Origin of the sequence: Cytobacillus citreus, from assembly GCF_018343665.1 — a bacterium.
In the GTDB taxonomy this organism is placed as follows: domain Bacteria; phylum Bacillota; class Bacilli; order Bacillales; family Cytobacillaceae; genus Cytobacillus; species Cytobacillus citreus.
Genome location: NZ_JAGYPM010000004.1, coordinates 740726 through 759622, shown reverse-complemented (window position 1 = coordinate 759622; position 18897 = coordinate 740726). Strand labels below are relative to the sequence as shown.

General features: G+C 36.3%; 17 protein-coding genes. 4 read left to right on the top strand and 13 right to left on the bottom strand.

Features of this window, described 5'->3' with window-relative positions; all coding sequences use genetic code 11:
• Positions 1-18 precede the first annotated feature (18 nt).
• Positions 19-1947, bottom strand: a complete 1929-nt coding sequence (locus KHA94_RS20140) for an acyltransferase family protein (protein ID WP_213103869.1) — start codon at positions 1945-1947, stop codon at positions 19-21.
• Between the two features lie 317 nt (positions 1948-2264).
• Here KHA94_RS20140 and KHA94_RS20135 point away from each other — a divergent pair, with 317 nt between their 5' ends.
• The 3 genes from KHA94_RS20135 to KHA94_RS20125 all read left to right on the top strand — a co-directional run bounded on the left by KHA94_RS20135 (position 2265) and on the right by KHA94_RS20125 (position 4440).
• The gene (locus tag KHA94_RS20135; RefSeq protein ID WP_213103962.1) at positions 2265-2627 is read left to right on the top strand and encodes a DUF1360 domain-containing protein; all 363 of its coding nucleotides are present in this window, start codon (positions 2265-2267) and stop codon (positions 2625-2627) included.
• 189 nt (positions 2628-2816) lie between these two features.
• Positions 2817-4064, top strand: coding sequence for a CynX/NimT family MFS transporter (locus KHA94_RS20130; RefSeq protein ID WP_249365621.1), 1248 nt, complete (start codon positions 2817-2819; stop codon positions 4062-4064).
• Between the two features lie 124 nt (positions 4065-4188).
• Positions 4189-4440: a hypothetical protein gene (locus KHA94_RS20125; protein ID WP_213103868.1), complete on the top strand. Its 252-nt coding sequence runs from the start codon at positions 4189-4191 to the stop codon at positions 4438-4440.
• Positions 4441-4728: 288 nt separating this feature from the next.
• On the opposite strand, the gene brnQ is transcribed toward KHA94_RS20125, so the two are convergent.
• The 3 genes from brnQ to KHA94_RS20110 form a co-directional block, all read right to left on the bottom strand.
• The gene (gene brnQ / locus KHA94_RS20120) at positions 4729-6075 is read right to left on the bottom strand and encodes a branched-chain amino acid transport system II carrier protein (RefSeq protein WP_213103867.1); all 1347 of its coding nucleotides are present in this window, start codon (positions 6073-6075) and stop codon (positions 4729-4731) included.
• Positions 6076-6752: 677 nt separating this feature from the next.
• Positions 6753-7610 (bottom strand): AraC family transcriptional regulator, encoded by an 858-nt coding sequence (locus tag KHA94_RS20115; protein ID WP_213103866.1) that lies wholly within the window; start codon positions 7608-7610, stop codon positions 6753-6755.
• 514 nt (positions 7611-8124) lie between these two features.
• Positions 8125-9510, bottom strand: a complete 1386-nt coding sequence (locus KHA94_RS20110) for a protoporphyrinogen oxidase (RefSeq protein WP_213103865.1) — start codon at positions 9508-9510, stop codon at positions 8125-8127.
• 139 nt (positions 9511-9649) lie between these two features.
• Here KHA94_RS20110 and KHA94_RS20105 point away from each other — a divergent pair, with 139 nt between their 5' ends.
• Entirely contained in the window at positions 9650-10024 is a 375-nt protein-coding gene (locus KHA94_RS20105) for a DoxX family protein (RefSeq protein WP_213103864.1), read from the top strand.
• Between the two features lie 134 nt (positions 10025-10158).
• Here the strand turns inward: KHA94_RS20105 and KHA94_RS20100 are convergent, their stop codons facing one another.
• The 9 genes from KHA94_RS20100 to KHA94_RS20060 form a co-directional block, all read right to left on the bottom strand.
• Positions 10159-10719: a hypothetical protein gene (locus KHA94_RS20100; protein WP_213103863.1), complete on the bottom strand. Its 561-nt coding sequence runs from the start codon at positions 10717-10719 to the stop codon at positions 10159-10161.
• A 75-nt stretch (positions 10720-10794) separates the two neighbouring features.
• Positions 10795-11985 (bottom strand): anhydro-N-acetylmuramic acid kinase, encoded by a 1191-nt coding sequence (locus tag KHA94_RS20095; RefSeq protein ID WP_249365620.1) that lies wholly within the window; start codon positions 11983-11985, stop codon positions 10795-10797.
• A gap of 29 nt (positions 11986-12014) precedes the next feature.
• Positions 12015-12863, bottom strand: a complete 849-nt coding sequence (locus KHA94_RS20090; RefSeq protein ID WP_249365619.1) for a MurR/RpiR family transcriptional regulator — start codon at positions 12861-12863, stop codon at positions 12015-12017.
• A 93-nt stretch (positions 12864-12956) separates the two neighbouring features.
• Positions 12957-13904 carry a GNAT family N-acetyltransferase gene (locus KHA94_RS20085; RefSeq protein WP_213103861.1) on the bottom strand — a complete coding sequence of 316 codons (948 nt, stop codon included), beginning with the start codon at positions 13902-13904 and terminating at the stop codon, positions 12957-12959.
• A 52-nt stretch (positions 13905-13956) separates the two neighbouring features.
• Positions 13957-15102, bottom strand: coding sequence for an exo-beta-N-acetylmuramidase NamZ family protein (locus KHA94_RS20080; protein WP_213103860.1), 1146 nt, complete (start codon positions 15100-15102; stop codon positions 13957-13959).
• A 62-nt stretch (positions 15103-15164) separates the two neighbouring features.
• Positions 15165-15866, bottom strand: coding sequence for a PIG-L deacetylase family protein (locus tag KHA94_RS20075; RefSeq protein ID WP_213103859.1), 702 nt, complete (start codon positions 15864-15866; stop codon positions 15165-15167).
• A gap of 148 nt (positions 15867-16014) precedes the next feature.
• Complete coding sequence (locus tag KHA94_RS20070; RefSeq protein ID WP_213103858.1) at positions 16015-16983, bottom strand: N-acetylglucosamine kinase; 969 nt, start codon at positions 16981-16983, stop codon at positions 16015-16017.
• Between the two features lie 137 nt (positions 16984-17120).
• Positions 17121-18197 (bottom strand): MupG family TIM beta-alpha barrel fold protein, encoded by a 1077-nt coding sequence (locus tag KHA94_RS20065; protein ID WP_213103857.1) that lies wholly within the window; start codon positions 18195-18197, stop codon positions 17121-17123.
• Positions 18194-18877 carry a YesL family protein gene (locus KHA94_RS20060; RefSeq protein WP_213103856.1) on the bottom strand — a complete coding sequence of 228 codons (684 nt, stop codon included), beginning with the start codon at positions 18875-18877 and terminating at the stop codon, positions 18194-18196. Before KHA94_RS20060 ends, KHA94_RS20065 begins: the two co-directional genes overlap by 4 nt.
• Positions 18878-18897: the final 20 nt, after the last annotated feature.

The window sequence follows — 18897 nt, the reverse complement described above, 5'->3', positions numbered from 1 at the left end:
GTTAAGATTATTATTGACTTAACGAGTAGTATTCATTATTGCTTGATTAATAAGGTTTGTTAAAGTATTTATCCCTTTTGGCTGTAGATGCACACCGTCTGCGGCAAAATATTCCGGATGGCCAATCGCTGCAGAATACCAATCAACCAATGTAATATTGTCATTTTCTTGGGCTTTTTTACTGAACACAGTATTCACTTTACTTTCCCATGAGCGGGGGACACGAGTATTTACCAAATAAATATGAGCATTCGAAAAAGCGCCAAGTAGTGTGTCAATTTGATTATTAGTAAAGTAACCATTTGTTCCTAGCATAATGATGACTGCTTTATCTGGATGATTGAAATCTATGTAACTAGGTACCAAATCAACTGCTTGTGACACTTGTCTCCCGACTTTAGCATCAATCGTAATGTTTGGATACATCTTCTGCAAACTTGAAGCACTATCTATCAAGACAGAGTCTCCAATGGCAAGTATACCTGTATAAGATTGATGATCAGGTTGAACACTTGTATCATTTTTCTCTTGTTCGGATGTTTCATTGTTCTTCTCATTTTTTGGAGGTACAGCCTTTTCTTCCTCTTGAACAGGTGGAATTTCCTCTGCAATGCTTTCCTTCTTTTCAGAAGAATTCTTATTAGAACTTTTACTGCTAGAAGACTGCTCTTCATGATTTATTTTTACTTGAGTTGGATATGATTTCATTGATTCTAATTTTTCTTCACCTTTTACCACACCGGTGATACCAGCAGTAAATACTAAAAGGATTAGAGATATGAGTAAAGTTGATATCCCTCTAACAAAAGTGAATCTTTTCCAATTAATAAAATTGATTGTAAAATGCTGCCTAAAGAAAGTTCGGAATCCATGCTTTCGAATAGGCATTTCAATATAACGATAGGAAAGTTCCGCAATGATCAGTGTTATGACAAGCTGCAAACTAATACGCCATAATACTGGATTTCCTATATCATGAACAGGGGTTCCCAGCACAATAATCGGATAATGCCAAAGGTAGATCCCATAAGATCTTGAACCGATCCAACGAAGTGGCTTCCAAGAGAGTAATTTCCCTAAAAAGCTAGCAGGATGACAAACACAAGCTAGCAAGATGGCTGTATTTATACAAATGAGCAGCATCCCGCCTCTGTACAAAAACACTTGATATTCATCTACAAAAAATATGCAAAGAATTAAGATGCTAAAAGCAATCATACTTGTAATATTTAATGTATTACTATGCTTAGATGTAAGCTTTTTGGACGTGAGTCTTTTCATTGGCCAAACAAGAGCTAGGCAACAGCCAATAAGCAGTTCAAAAGATCGAGTATCTGTCCCATAATAGACGCGACTTGGATCCGTGCCTGGTTGATAGAGAATACCCATAAGCAAAGCCGAACATAATGCACAAATTAAGACGAAAATGGAAACCCTGCTTCTCTTTTTAAATACATATAGTCCAACTGCCAGCACAATAGGCCAAATTAAATAAAATTGTTCTTCAATCGATAACGACCATAGATTTTTCAAAGGCGAAGGTGAACCAAAACTATCAAAATATGAGAGTTCATGAAAAATGAACCACCAATTGCTTGCATAAAAAATAGAAGATATCGCATCTCCTCGCACAGTATCTAAAAGCTCTCTTTGAAATAATGTCACCCAAACGAAAGTAGCGATAATCATTACTAAGGAAGCAGGAAGTAAGCGTCGAATACGTCCAACCCAAAATTGGCGTAAATTTAATGTTAGATGATTACCTTGTGCGGGTAATAAGATTGAGGTTATTAAATAACCAGATAAAACAAAAAAGATGTCAACGCCAAGGAATCCTCCTCTAGCCCAACTAAAGTTAAAATGGTATGCCAATACAGACAGGACAGCAAAAGCTCGAAGTCCATCCAATCCAGGAATATAACGGTTTTGTGTTGTACCTTGTTGCATTAAAAATTCACCACTCATCTGTGAAATTTCTTCATGTTGTATTATTTCTTTTAAAACATTGTCAGTTTTTTTGCAGAAAACTAAATTATGCATGTATGTATAAAAAACTCTTCTTCACTTGAAAAGTCTCTATAATTCATTATGAATAACAGTACTTAATAGACGTTCCACTCAATCATTTAGTTTTAATTAGTTAATAAAAATGAAAAGTGTGTATTATTAAGGAGATTTCCCCCATTGAAAATAATCTTGCTCATTTCAGGTGATACTGAAAGAAAGATTTATTTGGGGGGAATTTCCTATTGGAGCTATCGTGGATGATGTTTATTATGGTTATTTTAGCAAGTTATCGTTTAACCCATTTAATTGTATTTGATAAAATAACTGAACCATTAAGGAATATTTTTTTAAAGAATAAAGAAAACGAAAAGCATGAAATCAAAAAAGTGCCAAAGTCCAAGCTCGGCTATCTTCTAACATGCTATTGGTGTACTGGTGTTTGGTCTGCTATCCTTCTCGGGACATTATTCATTTGTCTTCCTTCTATTTCAATATATGTTATTTTTATTCTTTCGATTGCAGGTGGACAAGCGATTTTAGAAACTTTTGTTGGCGTAAACATTAAAAAAACTGAGTATTATAATGAACAGATACAGCAAAACAAAGAAAACAATTCCTAATTCTTATTTGTTAAGGGAATGAATTCTTTTCTCGAGCTTCATTCCCCTCTGACAAATCTTTCGTTTAAGATCCCCCTCATTTTTTCGCCTCCCCTTTTTATCATGGAAATCTCATTTACTATATACAAAATTCAGAATCTTCATTATAATAGTTCGGATACCGAAAAATTTATAAATGAGGGATTTTGAATGAACAGCAATCCATTAATGGAGCCGAGTGCAAATCATTCGAAAAGTGCACTCTTAATGCTCGGAATAATATTTGTTGCTTTCACCTTAAGACCTGCCATTACGTCCGTCGGCCCATTAATAAGTGAAATCCGAGCTGATACAGGTATATCGAACGGGGTGGCAGGATTGCTTACTACACTCCCGCTCATTTCTTTTGGCCTCCTTTCACCATTTGTCCCTAAAATTGCCCGAAAATTCGGGATTGAATTAAGCATCTTCATTGGGTTATGTATTCTAGGAGCGGGTATCATTATTCGTTCTACAGATATGATTGCATTGCTTTTTTCCGGAACTATTTTTATTGGATTTGGAATAGCCATTTGCAATGTCTTGCTCCCAGGGATTGTAAAACAATCTTATCCAAAAAAAGTTGGACTTCTTACGGGAATATATACTTTATCAATGGGGATTTGTGCAGGTTTAGCACCTGGACTTAGCATTCCGCTATCAGAATCATTAGGATTAGGCTGGCGTATGTCACTTGGCATATGGATTCTTATTGTCATTATCGCCATTTGTTTTTGGATACCTCAAATCAAAAAACAAAGTTCTTCGCCAGTGCAATTAAAGAGCAAGCAAGCTGGGACTTCTATTTGGGTATCGAGCATTGCATGGCACGTAACATTGTTTATGGGTTTGCAATCACTGGTCTATTTCAGCGTAACCTCTTGGCTTCCTGAAATCCTTCAAAACCAAGGCTTTGACATTGCAATTGCAGGATGGATGGTAACCTTACTCCAGTTTTCTGGTCTTCCTGCAAATTTATTTATTCCCGTTCTTGCTGATCGCCTTCCTAATCAAAAAGGAATTGCCCTTGGAATTGGGCTCGTTAATTTTATAGGATTATTGGGCTTACTGATTAGTCAGAATAAAGTGTTGACTACCATTTGCATTATTTTAATTGGCATGGCACTTGGAGCTGCAATCAGTCATGGATTAACTCTCATTGGTTTACGTGCTGCTAATGCAGAGCAAGCTGCCAATCTATCGGGGATGGCACAATCGGTTGGCTACATATTGGCAGCCGTTGGTCCTTTCGTAATGGGATATTTATTTGATCTTTTTCATACATGGACACTTCCTTTAATGATGCTTTTGATCGTAACATTTTTATACACGATAACTGGAATATTAGCAGGAAGAGATCAATATGTCTTACAGGAAAAAACGAAGAATCGGAAAGAAGTATCATCGAAAATTGTGTAATATGGTTCGATTCAAAATCATGACTAGACACTCCGTGAAGAATGGGAAATGCTCGAGATAAGGTCGCAGTAAGATTTTTTTAGAATGTAATGTTCGAAACTAAAATAAGTAAGGAGACGGTGCAGTGAGCGAAATAGATAAACGAAACAGATTAAGTAAAGAACCTTTTGCTTATCAAATAACGAAAAAAGGAACGGTAGTAATCAATTACGAAGGTAAACAAATTAAAATTGTAAAGGATAGGGAGGCAGAGCGTCTTATAGCAAGAATCAAAGAAGTTGAAGATAATATAACAGAAGTACAGTTATTGTTAGCTAAAATTACGGGTAACTTTAAACGTGGTAATGAGAAATTTGGTAAAAATAAAAGAAAATAAACTAAGCCTTTACTTCGAAGGTCGCAAACAATGTTGGATGGTTTAACGATGGTGGCTAATGACTTTACATAGTTAGTCATTTTTCAAACATTCCTTGAATACATGTCTACAATGAAACAACATACTTTAATTCTGATTTTTTTATAAAAAGGTATTGATAACCCGCCTTATCGGTGAAGATGACTTTACGAATAGACTAAGATTTCAGTTATACTTTCTTATTTTTTGAAAAAGCCACCTATTATTAAAGAAAACTCTTTAATAATAGGTGGCTAATTTTAATCGATATTAAATAAATTGTTCTTCCTCTTTTTCTTTACTTCTTGGTTTAAACATGCCAATAATAATACCCAGAATTGCACCTATAAACGCAGGTAATAGCCAGCCTAATCCAACTTCATATAACGGTAGGATAGACGTAAATAATTGATCAACTGGTTTTACACCAAACCCAGCTGCATTTAATCCGTCAAATACACTTACGATAAATGTGAATAACATACTTAATTGATAAACTTCCTTTTTACCGTTAAATGCATTATGGAAGAAAGTTAGTATCAATAATACGATTGCTAATGGGTAAATGGTTGCTAACACTGGTTCTGAAATAGAAATCAATTGACTTAATCCGAAGTTTGCAACAGCAGCACTAAATACTGCAAAACTGATGACAAAACTTTTATAAGAAACTTTAGGCAAAATTTTATTAAAATAGGTAGCACAAGAGCTGATCAGACCGACACTTGTAGTCATACAAGCTACAATCATGACACCGCCAAGTATGACACCGCCAAATGAACCAAAGTAGACATTTGCTACTCCAGATAATACTGAACCGCCGTTATTTAACATACCTAATTCCGAAACACTACTTGCCCCCATAAATGCCAATGCACTATAAAAGAAAGCTAAAAGAGCAGCAGCAATTAAACCAGCCTTCATTGTAGATACCATAATCACTTTACCTGATTCCACACCTTTAGAGCGAAGGGCATTTATAACAATGACTCCAAACACGAAAGCTGATAAAACATCCATTGTTAAATATCCTTCTGAAAATCCATGAAAGAATGAATTTTCTGTATACCTTTCGATAGGTTCTTGGAAAGGACCAAGTGGGTTAAAAATAGCCACAACAATTAAGAGAAGTATAAAGCTTATTTTAATAGGTGTTAAATATTTACCCACGATATCAACAATTTTTGAAGAATTAAGCGATAAGAGCGCTGCCATGCTGAAGAAAAAGATAGAGAAAACAAATAGACCTATCGTACTCCAAGATTCTGGTAATAATGGACGAATACCAATTTCAAAGGATACAGATCCTGCTCTTGGTATAGCAAATAAAGGACCAATGGTTAAGTATAAAATAATTGAGAATATTAATCCGAACATCGGATGAACTCTACTTGCTAACGATTGAATGTCACTTTTCCTAGAGTAACCTAAAGCAATAACGGTTAATAGTGGTAATCCTACACCAGTAATGATAAATCCAGCTGTAGCTTCCCAGACATTTATACCTGCTTCCTGCCCCATCATAATTGGAAATATTAAATTACCTGCTCCAAAAAATAATGAAAATAACATTAACCCTAAAACAATAATATACGAAGTTGAAACCTTTTGAGTCAAAACTACTACCCCTCTCTCCTAACTTCCCCCTGATATATAATCAATTATTCTGAAAATTGTTATTTAGATATATTTTTTTAAAAGTTCTGGCCCTTTTTCGAACCATATTGATATATTGCTTTAATAAAATAACATAGTAGAATAATGAACACAATATATTATTTTCGTAAAATATTACATAATACATTCTATATGATGTTTAATTTCAGGTCCAACTATAAGTCTCTCTTCTTACTCAAAAAAAACAACTCTTTATCAAAAGTAAGAATCAATAGTCTTACTATGTATTTTGCAAGATAAAATTGGTTCTTACGTATTTAGGTGATTATAGTTGGGCTGGATTTCACAAGGGATTTTCACCAAAAAAACTACGTATTTCCAGCATGCAATATTTCTTCCTTTTATTGGCTATGTCTTTTTAAAACATTCAAAAGTTGAAAAGAGAAAATGATAATGACTCCTTTAACAGGTATAGCATTTTTATCAAGTTTTTTTGTTGCATTATTTAGGCAATAAGAGTCATGCGAAAGGATAGAATGCTGTTCAGCTAAAGGGAGCGATTGTGGAAGATCATGAGTAGAAAATGATCAAACTTTATTTAAAAGCAACAAAGGGGCTGTTTCATTGTTGATATCTCAACGATGAAACAGCCCCTCATCATATTTACCTTTTGGGTATTATTTTACTGGAATCCAAATCTCAGAATAGTAATCTTCCTTATTCGCATCATCATCTGAATACACCTCAAGCTCTGGTATTCCTGCCTGCTTATAGCCGCTCGTCGGAAACCACTCGGAGAAAATTTGCTTCCACTTATTCTGCATAGCTTCTGGCATTGGTCCATTCACTTCAAACACAACCCATTTGGCTGCAGGAATTTCCAATGATGAGAATCCTACCGGTACTTCCCCATCATATTCTACAGCAACCCAATAATCGATCGCTACACCTGGATTCGTTCCAGCTGAACAAACACCAAGCACACCTTTAATTTGACCATTGTTAATGCTTGCTAACTTATCGCATGTTCCGTCTGAATTAACCTGATCCCACATCATAGGAATACCTTTAAGATGCTCATCATTCACTACTGAAAATCCTTTTTTAATCCCTACTACTTTAAAGCTTTCTCTTTCTAACACATTGTATTTCATTGGTTCTGCTCCTTTCAGAATTACCTGTATGATTAGGCGTTCATAAAATTTCAGCTTTCCCATGTACTTCCTTGCATCACTTGGTGTAACTCCATGCTGCCTGCGAAAAGCTTTTGTGAAAGCCTCGGGAGTGTCATAGCCATACTTATAGGCTAAATCAATTATTTTGCAGTTTGTTCTTGATAATTCTTGTGCAGCTAAGGTCAGGCGGCGCCTGCGCATATACTCACCAATAGACATATCGGTTAAGATTGTAAAGGTACGCTGAAAGTGAAACGCCGACGCATTCGCTTCGCTTGCAATTCTTTCAATTGATATCTCTTCAAGCAAATGTTCTTCCATATAATCTATTGCCTTTTGAATCGATTCTACCCAAGCCATATCGCTCACTCCTTGATTTAATCCTAACAGGGGGCTGAAATATTATCCTGTCAATTTATGCTTTGTTTGGACAGTATCCTCAAAAGTCTCAATTTCCCTCTATGTTAATTCTTTTCAAATCATTAAATTTCCTTTTTAGATCGGAACTATTACTTATTTTTGCTGATGATAAAATCCCGATCGTTACCGGCATTTGGAAAAAGAACGATATCGGGCACGATTATCTCTTATTCGTTACCGCTAATCTGTTAAATGAACCATTTTGGGCACGATCATCCCTTATTCGTTACCACTATTCAGTTAAATGAACCACTTCGGGCACGATTATGCCTTATTCGTTACCACTATTCAGTTAAATGAACTACTTCGGGCACGATTATTACCTGTTTTCCTGTCTCTTAGACACTAGTTAGAGGGAATCTTATTCATATTCAGAAAAGAAGGGCTTGACCAACATAAAAAACAAAGCCCTAGCTAAAAACAAGACAGCTACAATATCAGCTGTCCTGTTTTTCTACAAAAGTTCAATAATTTTTTCCGCGACGGATGCTCCGTTTTCGATACAATCCGGGATGCCTACTCCATAATATGAGCAACCAGCGAGCCAAACTCCTGGATAGGAAACTGCGAGTTTGCTCTCTAGCTCTGCCACCGTTTGTGGATGGGAAATTAAATAATTCGGCATACTGTCAGTCCAATTTGTGATTTCCATTGCGATAGGGTCAGCGGTAATACCTAGACTTTTCTTTATATCACCGAGAGCTACCTGAAGTATTTCTTCTTCGTTCATATCTTTTAAAGCCGCATATGCAGGATGACTGCTTTTATAAAACAGCCTTACGAGCAAGTTTCTCGTTTCAGATGTATGCTCCCATTTTCTGCTTGTCCAAGTGCAGGCATTACAAGATAATTCACTCGTGTCAGAAGTGATAAAACCTGTTCCATCAGTAGGCAGAATGCTGTCAGGCACATCAAAGCCTATATACACACTAATAAGAGAACTCGTTTTTAATTGGGAAAAATCTTTTATAACCTCGTGGTTTGTAAATAGCTTTTCCGCCTCTGAATGAGGAATACTCAGCACCACATAATCCGCTTCAATTGTTTCCATATTGCTAAAAATAACTTGATAAGTATTGTCGCCTCTTTCAATTTTACTTACTTTTGTATTTTTTAATATTTCAACATCCTCAAGTTTTTCTTCGTAAGCATCAATAAGCTTTCCTAATCCATTTCTAAATGAGAGGAACTTCTTTTCGCCCCCGCCTTGAAACTTTTGCTTATTTGCTTCAAATCCTTTAATAATGCTGCCGTACTCTTCTTTATAATCAAGTATATACGGGAGTGTAGAGGCAATGGTTAGATCACTTAGCTTTCCTGAATAAACACCTGATAGTACAGGTGCAATTTGTTTTTCGACCAATTCTTTGCCGAAAAAATGTTCTAGAAATTCACCAATTGAATCGTTTTTCGTGAATGACTCATTTTTTGTATAAAAGTCCTTTAATGCCTCCACCTTTCCTTCTGCAGAAACAAGTGTGCTTTTTGCCAAAGACTCTACACTTGTTGGAATTCCGAATACGGCATCGGCAGGAATCGGTTTTAATTCACCATCCGTATAAATAAAGGATTTGCCTGATGCATTATAAACAATTTCACTTTCCAGATTGAGATCCTTTATAAATGACATGGTATTTGCTTTCCGAGCGACGATGGAGTCTGCTCCCGCTTCCATGACAAAACCGCTATCCTTCACAGTACGAATCTTCCCGCCAAGCTCACAGGATGCTTCTGCAAGAAAAAGCCTAACATCTGAGTGATTCGCTTTTTTCCATTTATGTAATTCGAACATGGCGGATAATCCAGTAATCCCTCCGCCAATGACTAGGACTGTTTTCATGATGTACACCTCTGTTTAGTTACCATTTTCAATTATTAAAAGTGTACCATAATTCCTTTTATATACCACATGTTCATCCTTTAACAATTTGTGACTGTTTGTCCTTATTGGTGCATACAGTTTTAATGAGAAGGAGGGGATGGTCATTAAGACTTCCATAATATCTATTAATCTTTTAAGGTATGCAGTGGCTTATGTTTTCATCGTATCTAGTATGTTGAAATTTTTTAATCCTGAAATGGGCGCTTACTTCGTTAATCTTGGATTGCCTTATCCGATTATTGTTATGTATATCGTTGCCATAACTGAATTCATTTGCGGTGCCTTCATATTAATGAATAGAAGTGTAAGCAATGCAACGATCCCTTTAATTGGTATTTTGATCACTGCGATTTTACTAACAAAAACTCCAATGATATCATCTGGCTTTATACAATTTGCAGCTAATGCAAGATTAGACATCGTTATGCTAATTTTGCTGTTTATTTTATATAGGCAGCCTTCGAGGAAATAGAATGATGGCGCAAAGATAAACGGAGTGTTTTATATAAATGGAAAAAGGCCTGCAGGAAAAGACGATTCTCGCGCAGGCTTTGTAATATTTCTTTTTTTGTCCACCAGTAAAAGATCACTATGGCACTCATACGGTTACTTATTTTTTCTCATTATCTTAAAAACAGAAATAAAAACAATAGCTATTACTAAAATCGCTGCAATCCAAATATATAGATGACTGCTTTCCTGTTTTTTAGTTAAATCTACTTCCTCAGTTGGCGGGCTTCCCTTACCGAGAATTTTTAAATCTTCTTGAGCAGAAGCTACTTTAGCAGTTCGATCACATATGCCTGTCACTAATGCCATTTCTCCATACATATCAGATTCATTAGCGTATACTAAATATTCAATACCCTCAATAAAACTAATTCCACAGTCCCCGTCATCTTGCCCAGTTGTAATATAGATCTGCGATTGTTTTACACCCTTCCATGTGTTCGTTACCTCAAAAAGAACTAACTTCGGGCTGTATCCCTTTGAACTTCTCTTTTCACTTACTTTAAGAACTTTTCCGCTAAATACGGCTTGAGATCTTTCAAATTCATCTTCTACACTCGGTAATTCAGCGCATGAGCAAGCATGAACATCTAAAGGATCTATGGCACAAAAATAAAAAATGAAGACTGAGAATATAAGGAAAGGGATTTTCTTCAAACAATCACCTCAATTATGGTTTAAGTAACTTTTATACTAAAAAATCGTTTTTCTAATTTTGAAGTCTTCTATATCTTACCTATCTTTTAATAGACTAGGAATGACGATTTTCCCCATGATTGTCTGCCTTTGTGCACCCGTTACGTTAGGAAGATTATTACAGTTCCCATGTAAACACTCATTCCCGAGGATGGCAAAGGAAATCGCCTCCTTTGCATCACTTGAGTAGCCGATGTCCTCCATTTTCAAGATTTTATATTTCTCGTACGCTGCTAATCCTTTTATGATTGCAGCATTATAAACTCCTCCGCCACTCACAATTACTTCAGATATTGAATTTTTCGGGAAAACATATTGCTCTAGATTGGAAATAACAGCCTCTACAGTATATTGCGTGACCGTTGCAATAATGTCTGAAAATGATATTCCCTGTGAGTTTGCTATATCCCATATTTCTCTTGCCATTTGTTCAGTATACTGCTCTCTTCCTGTACTTTTAGGAGGGGGCAATCGAATAAAAGGATCCTTTGCAATCAAGTCATTCAATATGGAATGATGAATAGAACCAGACATAGCAATATCTCCATTTTTATCAAAAGAAAAACGATTATTTGTCTCTATTTTGACAATTTCATCAATTAATACATTTCCCGGACCTGTATCAAAGCCATAAACACTTTTGGCTCCTCCTGCCTTTGGAAGAATAGTTATGTTGCTCATCCCTCCAATATTTAATAAGACTCTATCTTTTTCTTTACTATGAAAAAGCAAATAATCGGTAAAAGGGACTAAAGGTGCTCCTTGACCTCCAACTGCCATGTCTGATGGACGAAAATCTCCTACTGTTAAGCAGCCTGTTTCCTCCGCAATTACTGCTAGTTCTCCTATTTGCAGGGTAGCATGAAATTCTGGCATATGATAGATTGTCTGCCCATGTGAGCTGATGAAATCAACATCCTTTGGACAATATTTTGCCAGTGCGGTTATTTTCAAAGAGGCCTCTGCAAATTTATGACCTAAATAAACATTCATCCTGCAAATTTGATCGACAGATGAGGTAACAGGATCACATAAACTTTTAATTTTGCTTCTTTCATCCTCAGTGAAAGAAAATGTCTCAAAAGCAACTAATGTAACATTTGTATTTTCACCCTGTCCTTCTAGCTCTACAAGTGCAGCGTCGATTCCATCCATAGAAGTGCCAGACATTAATCCTATCGCTAGCTTCTTTTTTTTATCCATTTGCTTAGCTAGATAGTCTATCATCACATCACCCTATTACTTTAAAGGTCAGTTTATTTCTGACGCGATTTAATATTTTCCCTCAAAAAATCGATCGCTTGCCTTGTTTCATCTAAGTGCTTCACAGTCTCTTCAAACTGCTGAGAGGCGACGCACATAAAAAGAATATCGATCATATGTAATTGGGCAATCCTAGAAGACGTTGCTCCGCTTCGGAAAGCGGGCTCTCTTGTTGCAGACGTATAAAGCCGAATATCAGCTTGGTCAGAAACAAGCGATGCTCCATATTTGGTTAAGCTTATCGTCATTGCCCCCTTATGATTCGCTAGATCCAAGAGCTTAGCAACTTCAATGGTTTGACCTGAAAATGAAATGCCTACTACTACATCATTTTCATTCGCATTTGCAATAACGGTCGCAGCCATATGAAGATCAGAAAAAGCATTTGCTGATTTATTGATTCTTAAGAATTTTTGCTGAGCATCCTGAGCAATTATATTCGAGGCACCTACACCAAAAAAATGGATAGTATTCGCTTTTTGTATAACACTAACTGCTTTTGACAGCTCCTCTAAACTTAGAAGTTCTGCTGTTTCACGGATCGTTTGTATACTGTTGTTTGTCATTTTTTCAATAATTGAAACGGTTGATTCGTTTGGTTCAATATCTCTAAAACCTTGTTCATCTTTCTTTTGTAGATCTCCAGCAATCCGCAGCTTTAAATCCTGGAAGCTTTTTAAATCTAATGATTTACAAAGTCTGATCACTGCAGCACTGCTCGTTTTACTTTGTTTACCTAGCTCACTTGCTGTTAAAGAAAGGGACTCTCGTGGATTTTGTAATATGTATTTGGCAATTTTACTTTCGGATGGCGGGAGCTTATGGAGCATTTCGGTTAGCATCACAAGTCCCCCTGTCATAAATGACATGAACACCACATCTTTCTATTTAACTTTTTACTAAATAGGAGCAGGGTAGTCTGCTCCTGTTTTGAATTAAATCGTTTTTTTCATTACATGGAATGTACGTGTAATTTCAAAATCAGTCTTCTTGTACAAATAACCTGCAGAAGTCTTTTCACCTGTCCACAGGAACCAAGCATTATGCAGGCCCTCTGAACGCATTAAATGTATACATTCATTTAAAAGGATTTTTCCAAGCCCTTTCCCTTGCTGCTTTGGATCAACACCAAAAGGGCCGAACCGATCTGGAATCCCTTCATAGCCTCCGTAAATACAAAAACCAATAACCTTCTCCCCCTCACGAGCAACTAAAATCCGCTCAAGTGGCAGTCCCTGCAAAATCCCTTCGCGAATCGCTCTGCCCCAGTCAGGATTGAACTTAGTATTTGCAAATTGAATCACTTCATAAAGGTCCTTATCCTTAGCAGTACCAAAGGAATATCCCTCTGCTTCCCTTAGTTTCTTTAGCTCTTTTACAGCTTGCGGCACCTGGAATCCAACTAAATTACGGTCCATAGCGACAGGAGAATAAAGCTTTTGAAAACCTTGCTTTTTTAAAAAAACATATGCCTCAGGATATGTATCCTCATCAATTCCAGGAAGAATATAATTAGGAGCATAGGAAGCAAAGAACACATTCGTCCTGCCATTTTCTTTTAAAAACTGAACCGCGTCTTCAACCAGCTTCTTTCCTACACCTAAACAGCGATGGTTTGGATGAACAAAGAAGAATGGAATCCAGCCATTATCTTGCTCTAAGTCAGTTCCAAACATAGGCAGCAATCTTCTAACAGCATACACACAGCCCACTAACACATCATTATGAAATGCTAAACGCAAGCCTTCCGGATCAAAGTTCGCATCTAATAGTACTAAATTTCTGAATCTTTTCGAAGTAATTGAATCCTGTTCTAAACACTCATTCCAAAGACTTACAATCTTTATTTCATCCCCTGAATGATAAAAGCGATAAGTAAACATGTGATAACTCCCCTTTTATTTTAAACTATTAGGTTAGCTTTTCACTACTATCCTATTTATATAATTGATAGGGTTTTATTTGCTTCCTAAACCGTTCTAATTGCTCGCCGCAGCATTCTAAAAATTCATCTGTTTTCTTTTGAAGAATTTTATCTTTTATCTCCTTCGTTCCTGCTAATAAATCGATGGTATACTTCTCATTATGCTGGACAAATTTAAAATCATTCGGATACATTTCCGCAATCGTTTCTAATAACGTTAACCCCGTTCTTAATGAATGTATCGCGTAACGGTCTGCAACATGCAGTTGGACTCCCTCACAAACTTCGTCCCTATGCTTTTGGTATACCGGTTTAAAGGAAACTGGACGTGCCAACACACCTGCTATTTTTTGTTCATTTAATTTTTTTGCTAAACGATAACCGTCAATAAAAGGAGCCCCAATATATTCAAAAGGACGCGTTGTCCCTCTTCCTTCTGACAAATTCGTCCCCTCTACTAAACAGGTTCCGGGATAAAGAATACTCATATCTAATCCTGTCGTGTTAGGTGAAGGCTGCACCCAGAATAACCCCGTCTGATCGAAAAACATCTGTCGTTCCCATCCATCCATCTGAACGACCGTCAACTCACAATTAATACCCATTTCATGCTTATAAAATAAAGCAATTTCTCCTATAGTCATACCATGCCGATTTGGGATAGGGTAAAGACCGATAAAAGATCTGATCCCATCTTCTAACAAATTCCCTTCCATCACTGAACCCGAAATCGGATTTGGCCTGTCTAACACAACAAAATGTTTACCATATTCAGCACAAGCTTCCATTACATAAGCCATCGTGTAAATATAAGTGTAATATCTAGAGCCAATATCCTGGAGATCAAACACAATCACATCAACAGGATCTAACATCTCCTTACTTGGTTTCCTAGAGGCTCCGTATAAACTAAACACTGGTACACCCGTATATGGATCAATTGTGGATTCCACCGCTTCGCCTTCTTTTGCATCCCCGCGAATTCCATGCTCCGGTCCATATAAAGCTGCTAAATGTATATCCGGATGCTCATAAAATAGATCTATCGAGGGGACAAGCTTTTCATTTACCCCTGTCATATTCGTAACCAATCCAACTCGCATTCCTTTGAATGATTGAAATTGGTTTCCTAAAAAAAGATCAAGTCCAAGCCTCATCACTATTCCTCCTTTTATGCGCTTTGATAAAGAACATCTGCTTATTACAACCTTTGTTAAAATTAAACTTCGTATCCAGGAATAATGCCGCCTTTTCTCACGTTCGTTTCAGATGGGAATTTCAGTGTCTGAGCATACTTCGTACGATTCACGCATCCTCTTACTGTCCCAAGCGCCTTATAGTAGTCATAGTAACGAAAGGATTTTGAATTCATAATAAACCAATAATTAGACAATGCTTCTAAATAAGTATCAAATTCATCCGATACATCTACAAATATATCAGGCTCATACCCCTCCATATCCTCCCAGTTTTCACTATGATAAAATCCGTAATAATGAGGTGGCAAACCGTCTAAATCAAAGCCTGGAAGTCCTGCTTTCAATTGCGCTGCCTGAACAATTCTTGGACAAAGTGCATGATCTGGGTGAATACTTTTTTCCCAATGAGTAATGACTACATTTGGCTTTAATTTGCGCATTAGGGTTGCGACACAAGTAATAATTTCATCATTAAAGGTAAGCTCTGCATCTTTGTAATCAAGCGTGATCGTTTTAGCACCCAGAATTTCAGCTACCTTCTCAGATTCTCTCATTTTCTGTTCTCTATATTCCTCAACTGATACACCTGGAGGATTACCTTTTTCACCAGCCGTTAAATGTACAAATGTAACATCATGACCAGCTTTTGCATATTTATGGGCAATCGCACCCGCTTGAATTTCAGCATCACCGCAATGAGCACCTAATACGACTAAATGCATGTCATTTCCCCCTCATTTTTTTGTAATCCTATTTACTTCATAAATAATCTGAATTTAACGGAATCTAATTCGTTTTATGAAGCACTGAGTCACTTGTCCTTTATTGATTAAATTTGTTTCTCATAGAAGCTGCCTTTTTAACACGCCATCATTTTTGAAAATTACTTTCAAAATTTTCACCAATATTCACTCCTTGAGCTAGAATAGCAGCAATCACGGAGCCAGCTACAGGCGGTAAATCAGGCAATATTATCGTTGTTTTTAAGTATTCGAAATTAAGACTTTTTTCAATGACAGGAAGAAACCAATCAGCATTGTTATAAATACCCCCTACTAATACAATGGGAATTTCTTTTTTTGATTGATCATCCTTAAATAATTTTAGGATTAATCTGCGTATATTCATGCCCATTTCGATACCTGCTTGAAGTAGAATCTCCTTGGCAATTTCATCTCCATCCTCTGCCGCTTTCACAACCATTTTACTTAAAGAAGCAATCTTCTCTCTTGACTTATTAAAATCATAGATAACAGAAATCAGTTCTGGAACCTCTGCCATATTCCATGCACTTAATATCGCTGGAGTTAAAATTGTATTTTTCCCAAAGCCATCATATTCATCAAACATTGCTTTCAATGCCCGTTTTCCAATTGAAAAGCCGCTGCCTGGATCATCGAGCATAAATCCCCAGCCACCTGCTCTTGTTCGGATATTACTTTCGTTTATCCCAAAGGTAATCGCGCCCGTACCACTAATGTTAACAACCCCTGGTTTTCCCTGGGTACCTGAATATAAAGCATTGACCGCATCGTTATCGACCATTATTTGGCATCCAACTGGTAAATATTTTTGATATAATTCCATCATTTTTACTTTGTCTTCTTCACGGTCAACACCAGACATACCGGCAAAAAGACTGGTTAAGCCCGCAAATTTATCAGGTTCTTGTAGCTGTAACTCTGTCAGCAAGCACTTTATTTCTTTTTCTACTTTCTCATAACCAAGACTGTTGATATTGGTAGGGCCGACTGTTGCTTCAATGTGGATCCTTCCATCATAGTCACATAGCACGCCTTTAGTCTTTGTACCGCCACCATCTATACCGAGAACATACATTACTATCCTCCTGCCAGCTCATTTATTTTAAATTAATATGTAAATATATAAAATTTTATTTCAAGCACAATATATTTATCACTTTTAAGTGAAAGATATAAAAACTGCTGTCAACCTCGTCAGCAGCCACAACCCTTTTACATATAGAACCGAATCTTCGTTCCACCTGTTAAGTAATCTAAAATATACATATCCTCATCTACAATTCTTGCTACTACATTTACTCGCTCATCAGGAGGTAAATCAGTTTTTATGATTTGAAGCTCTCCCATATAACGATCATACAATTGATTATCAATCGTAATCGATCCCCTTCTTCGAGCTTGACTCTCTCCTCTGTTAACAATCATAAAATTCTTTTCCTCTGCCAAAATTCTGCCGGCAGAGGAGCGATAAACCCATTCGCTTTCGTCTCTCCTTAAAACATGTGGAATATCTATCAATAATCTCTTTTCTTCTTTCGATAAGTCTTTTGCCGGGACAAGCTTTATCCAAATATCTTGTTCCGCTAATGATTTTGTAAATAAGCTTAGCTCTTGTTTAGAAATAAAGGGATCTCCTATATAAACAACGTCTATTCCACCAACCAATTTATAAAAAGAGCTGCTAGAAGGTGCAAAAGACTTCCTATGATACTCTACTGTCGGCAATCCAGCAAATATCGGTCCTCTTTTAAATGCCTCCCCTGCAATAAAGGACCTTATAGGAATGTTATATTGATTGAAAAAATGGCTTTGATCCATTAGAAACTCTAATGAAATACCGCTTTCGATTCGAGGATAATAATTAAATGAAGCAAATAATTGGCTGTGATTAGTTGGCATGCTTTTAAATATAGATTGTTCTTCCTTGCTTAATAATGCATTAATTCCAATTTGAAGATCCTTTTCATTCCAAGTCATTTCAGCAATTTCTTCTAAGCTAAAACCATAATCTAAACGAATTCCGCTTAACCCAAAATCTTTAAAGATGCGGATATCTTTCAAATCCTTGCAGAATTCGTTAAACATTTTATGATTAATATCCGCTACGATCTTTAATCCTAGATCACGACACTTAGAAACCACCTTTAATACTTCTTCTATTTTTCCAAATTGAAATGACGTAAAGACTTCATCCAGCCCAAATTCCTTAGCCATATTTAAATAAAAAATGATTTTATCAATATCAGACTCATTGGAATGATAAAATGAAACCCCGCCTTTTATATTCATATTGTTTGCTCAACTCTATTTTCAGAAATACTTTCTTCTTTTTTTGCAAAATCAAGATTTTTGGATGCATTTAATACAAAGATTGCTAGCATTGAAATATACAATAAAAAGAATCCTATTACTGTAAGGCTAATTAATAGAGTAATACAGATGATTTGAACAAAAAGGCCGATTGTATACCAAGTATTCCCCATAAAAGCTTTGATCGATTTATTCATTGCTTTAATCACTTTACAATCTTCTGCTACTAAAATTGGAATCGTGTACACTTGTGTAGATAGGAATGTTAAACATAAATAGGTTTGAAACACGCTGAAGATAAAGATTAAATAGCTATTATTGATATTTATGTAGTACCACCATTGCGACAGAGGAATCAATACCGCTAAACTAAATAACAATCCAATACGAAATGAACGGGTAAAGTAATGAAAAAATGACTTTATAAACATCCCAAACTTATATTTTTTCCCTTCAGCTATTTGATTCATCACCGCAAATACAGCAGTTGTTGCTGGAATGAATGTAATAGCTAAGTAGGCAATTGCCCAGTAAAAAGGGAGTAAAAAAATAGCAGGAACGATAAATAACGACCAACATATGCTTATTCCCAGTACATTAAGGATATTTAGAAATATTTGATGTCCAGATTTTTTTAGTAGCTTGCTGATCGATAACATATTATCACCGTTCCTTTTCG

What these genes read in the sequence shown, in the direction of transcription:
- KHA94_RS20110 (WP_213103865.1), bottom strand. Translation starts at nt 9,510, where the DNA reads ATGAAAACAGTCCTAGTCATTGGCGGAGGGATTACTGGATTATCCGCC.
- KHA94_RS20095 (WP_249365620.1), bottom strand. Translation starts at nt 11,985, where the DNA reads ATGATAGACTATCTAGCTAAGCAAATGGATAAAAAAAAGAAGCTAGCG.
- KHA94_RS20085 (WP_213103861.1), bottom strand. Translation starts at nt 13,904, where the DNA reads ATGTTTACTTATCGCTTTTATCATTCAGGGGATGAAATAAAGATTGTA.
- KHA94_RS20075 (WP_213103859.1), bottom strand. Translation starts at nt 15,866, where the DNA reads ATGCATTTAGTCGTATTAGGTGCTCATTGCGGTGATGCTGAAATTCAA.
- KHA94_RS20060 (WP_213103856.1), bottom strand. Translation starts at nt 18,877, where the DNA reads ATGTTATCGATCAGCAAGCTACTAAAAAAATCTGGACATCAAATATTT.
- KHA94_RS20080 (WP_213103860.1), bottom strand. Translation starts at nt 15,102, where the DNA reads ATGAGGCTTGGACTTGATCTTTTTTTAGGAAACCAATTTCAATCATTC.
- KHA94_RS20130 (WP_249365621.1), top strand. Translation starts at nt 2,817, where the DNA reads ATGAACAGCAATCCATTAATGGAGCCGAGTGCAAATCATTCGAAAAGT.
- KHA94_RS20115 (WP_213103866.1), bottom strand. Translation starts at nt 7,610, where the DNA reads ATGGCTTGGGTAGAATCGATTCAAAAGGCAATAGATTATATGGAAGAA.
- KHA94_RS20135 (WP_213103962.1), top strand. Translation starts at nt 2,265, where the DNA reads ATGATGTTTATTATGGTTATTTTAGCAAGTTATCGTTTAACCCATTTA.
- KHA94_RS20065 (WP_213103857.1), bottom strand. Translation starts at nt 18,197, where the DNA reads ATGAATATAAAAGGCGGGGTTTCATTTTATCATTCCAATGAGTCTGAT.
- KHA94_RS20140 (WP_213103869.1), bottom strand. Translation starts at nt 1,947, where the DNA reads ATGCAACAAGGTACAACACAAAACCGTTATATTCCTGGATTGGATGGA.
- KHA94_RS20090 (WP_249365619.1), bottom strand. Translation starts at nt 12,863, where the DNA reads ATGCTAACCGAAATGCTCCATAAGCTCCCGCCATCCGAAAGTAAAATT.
- KHA94_RS20105 (WP_213103864.1), top strand. Translation starts at nt 9,650, where the DNA reads ATGGTCATTAAGACTTCCATAATATCTATTAATCTTTTAAGGTATGCA.
- KHA94_RS20070 (WP_213103858.1), bottom strand. Translation starts at nt 16,983, where the DNA reads ATGTATGTTCTCGGTATAGATGGTGGCGGTACAAAGACTAAAGGCGTG.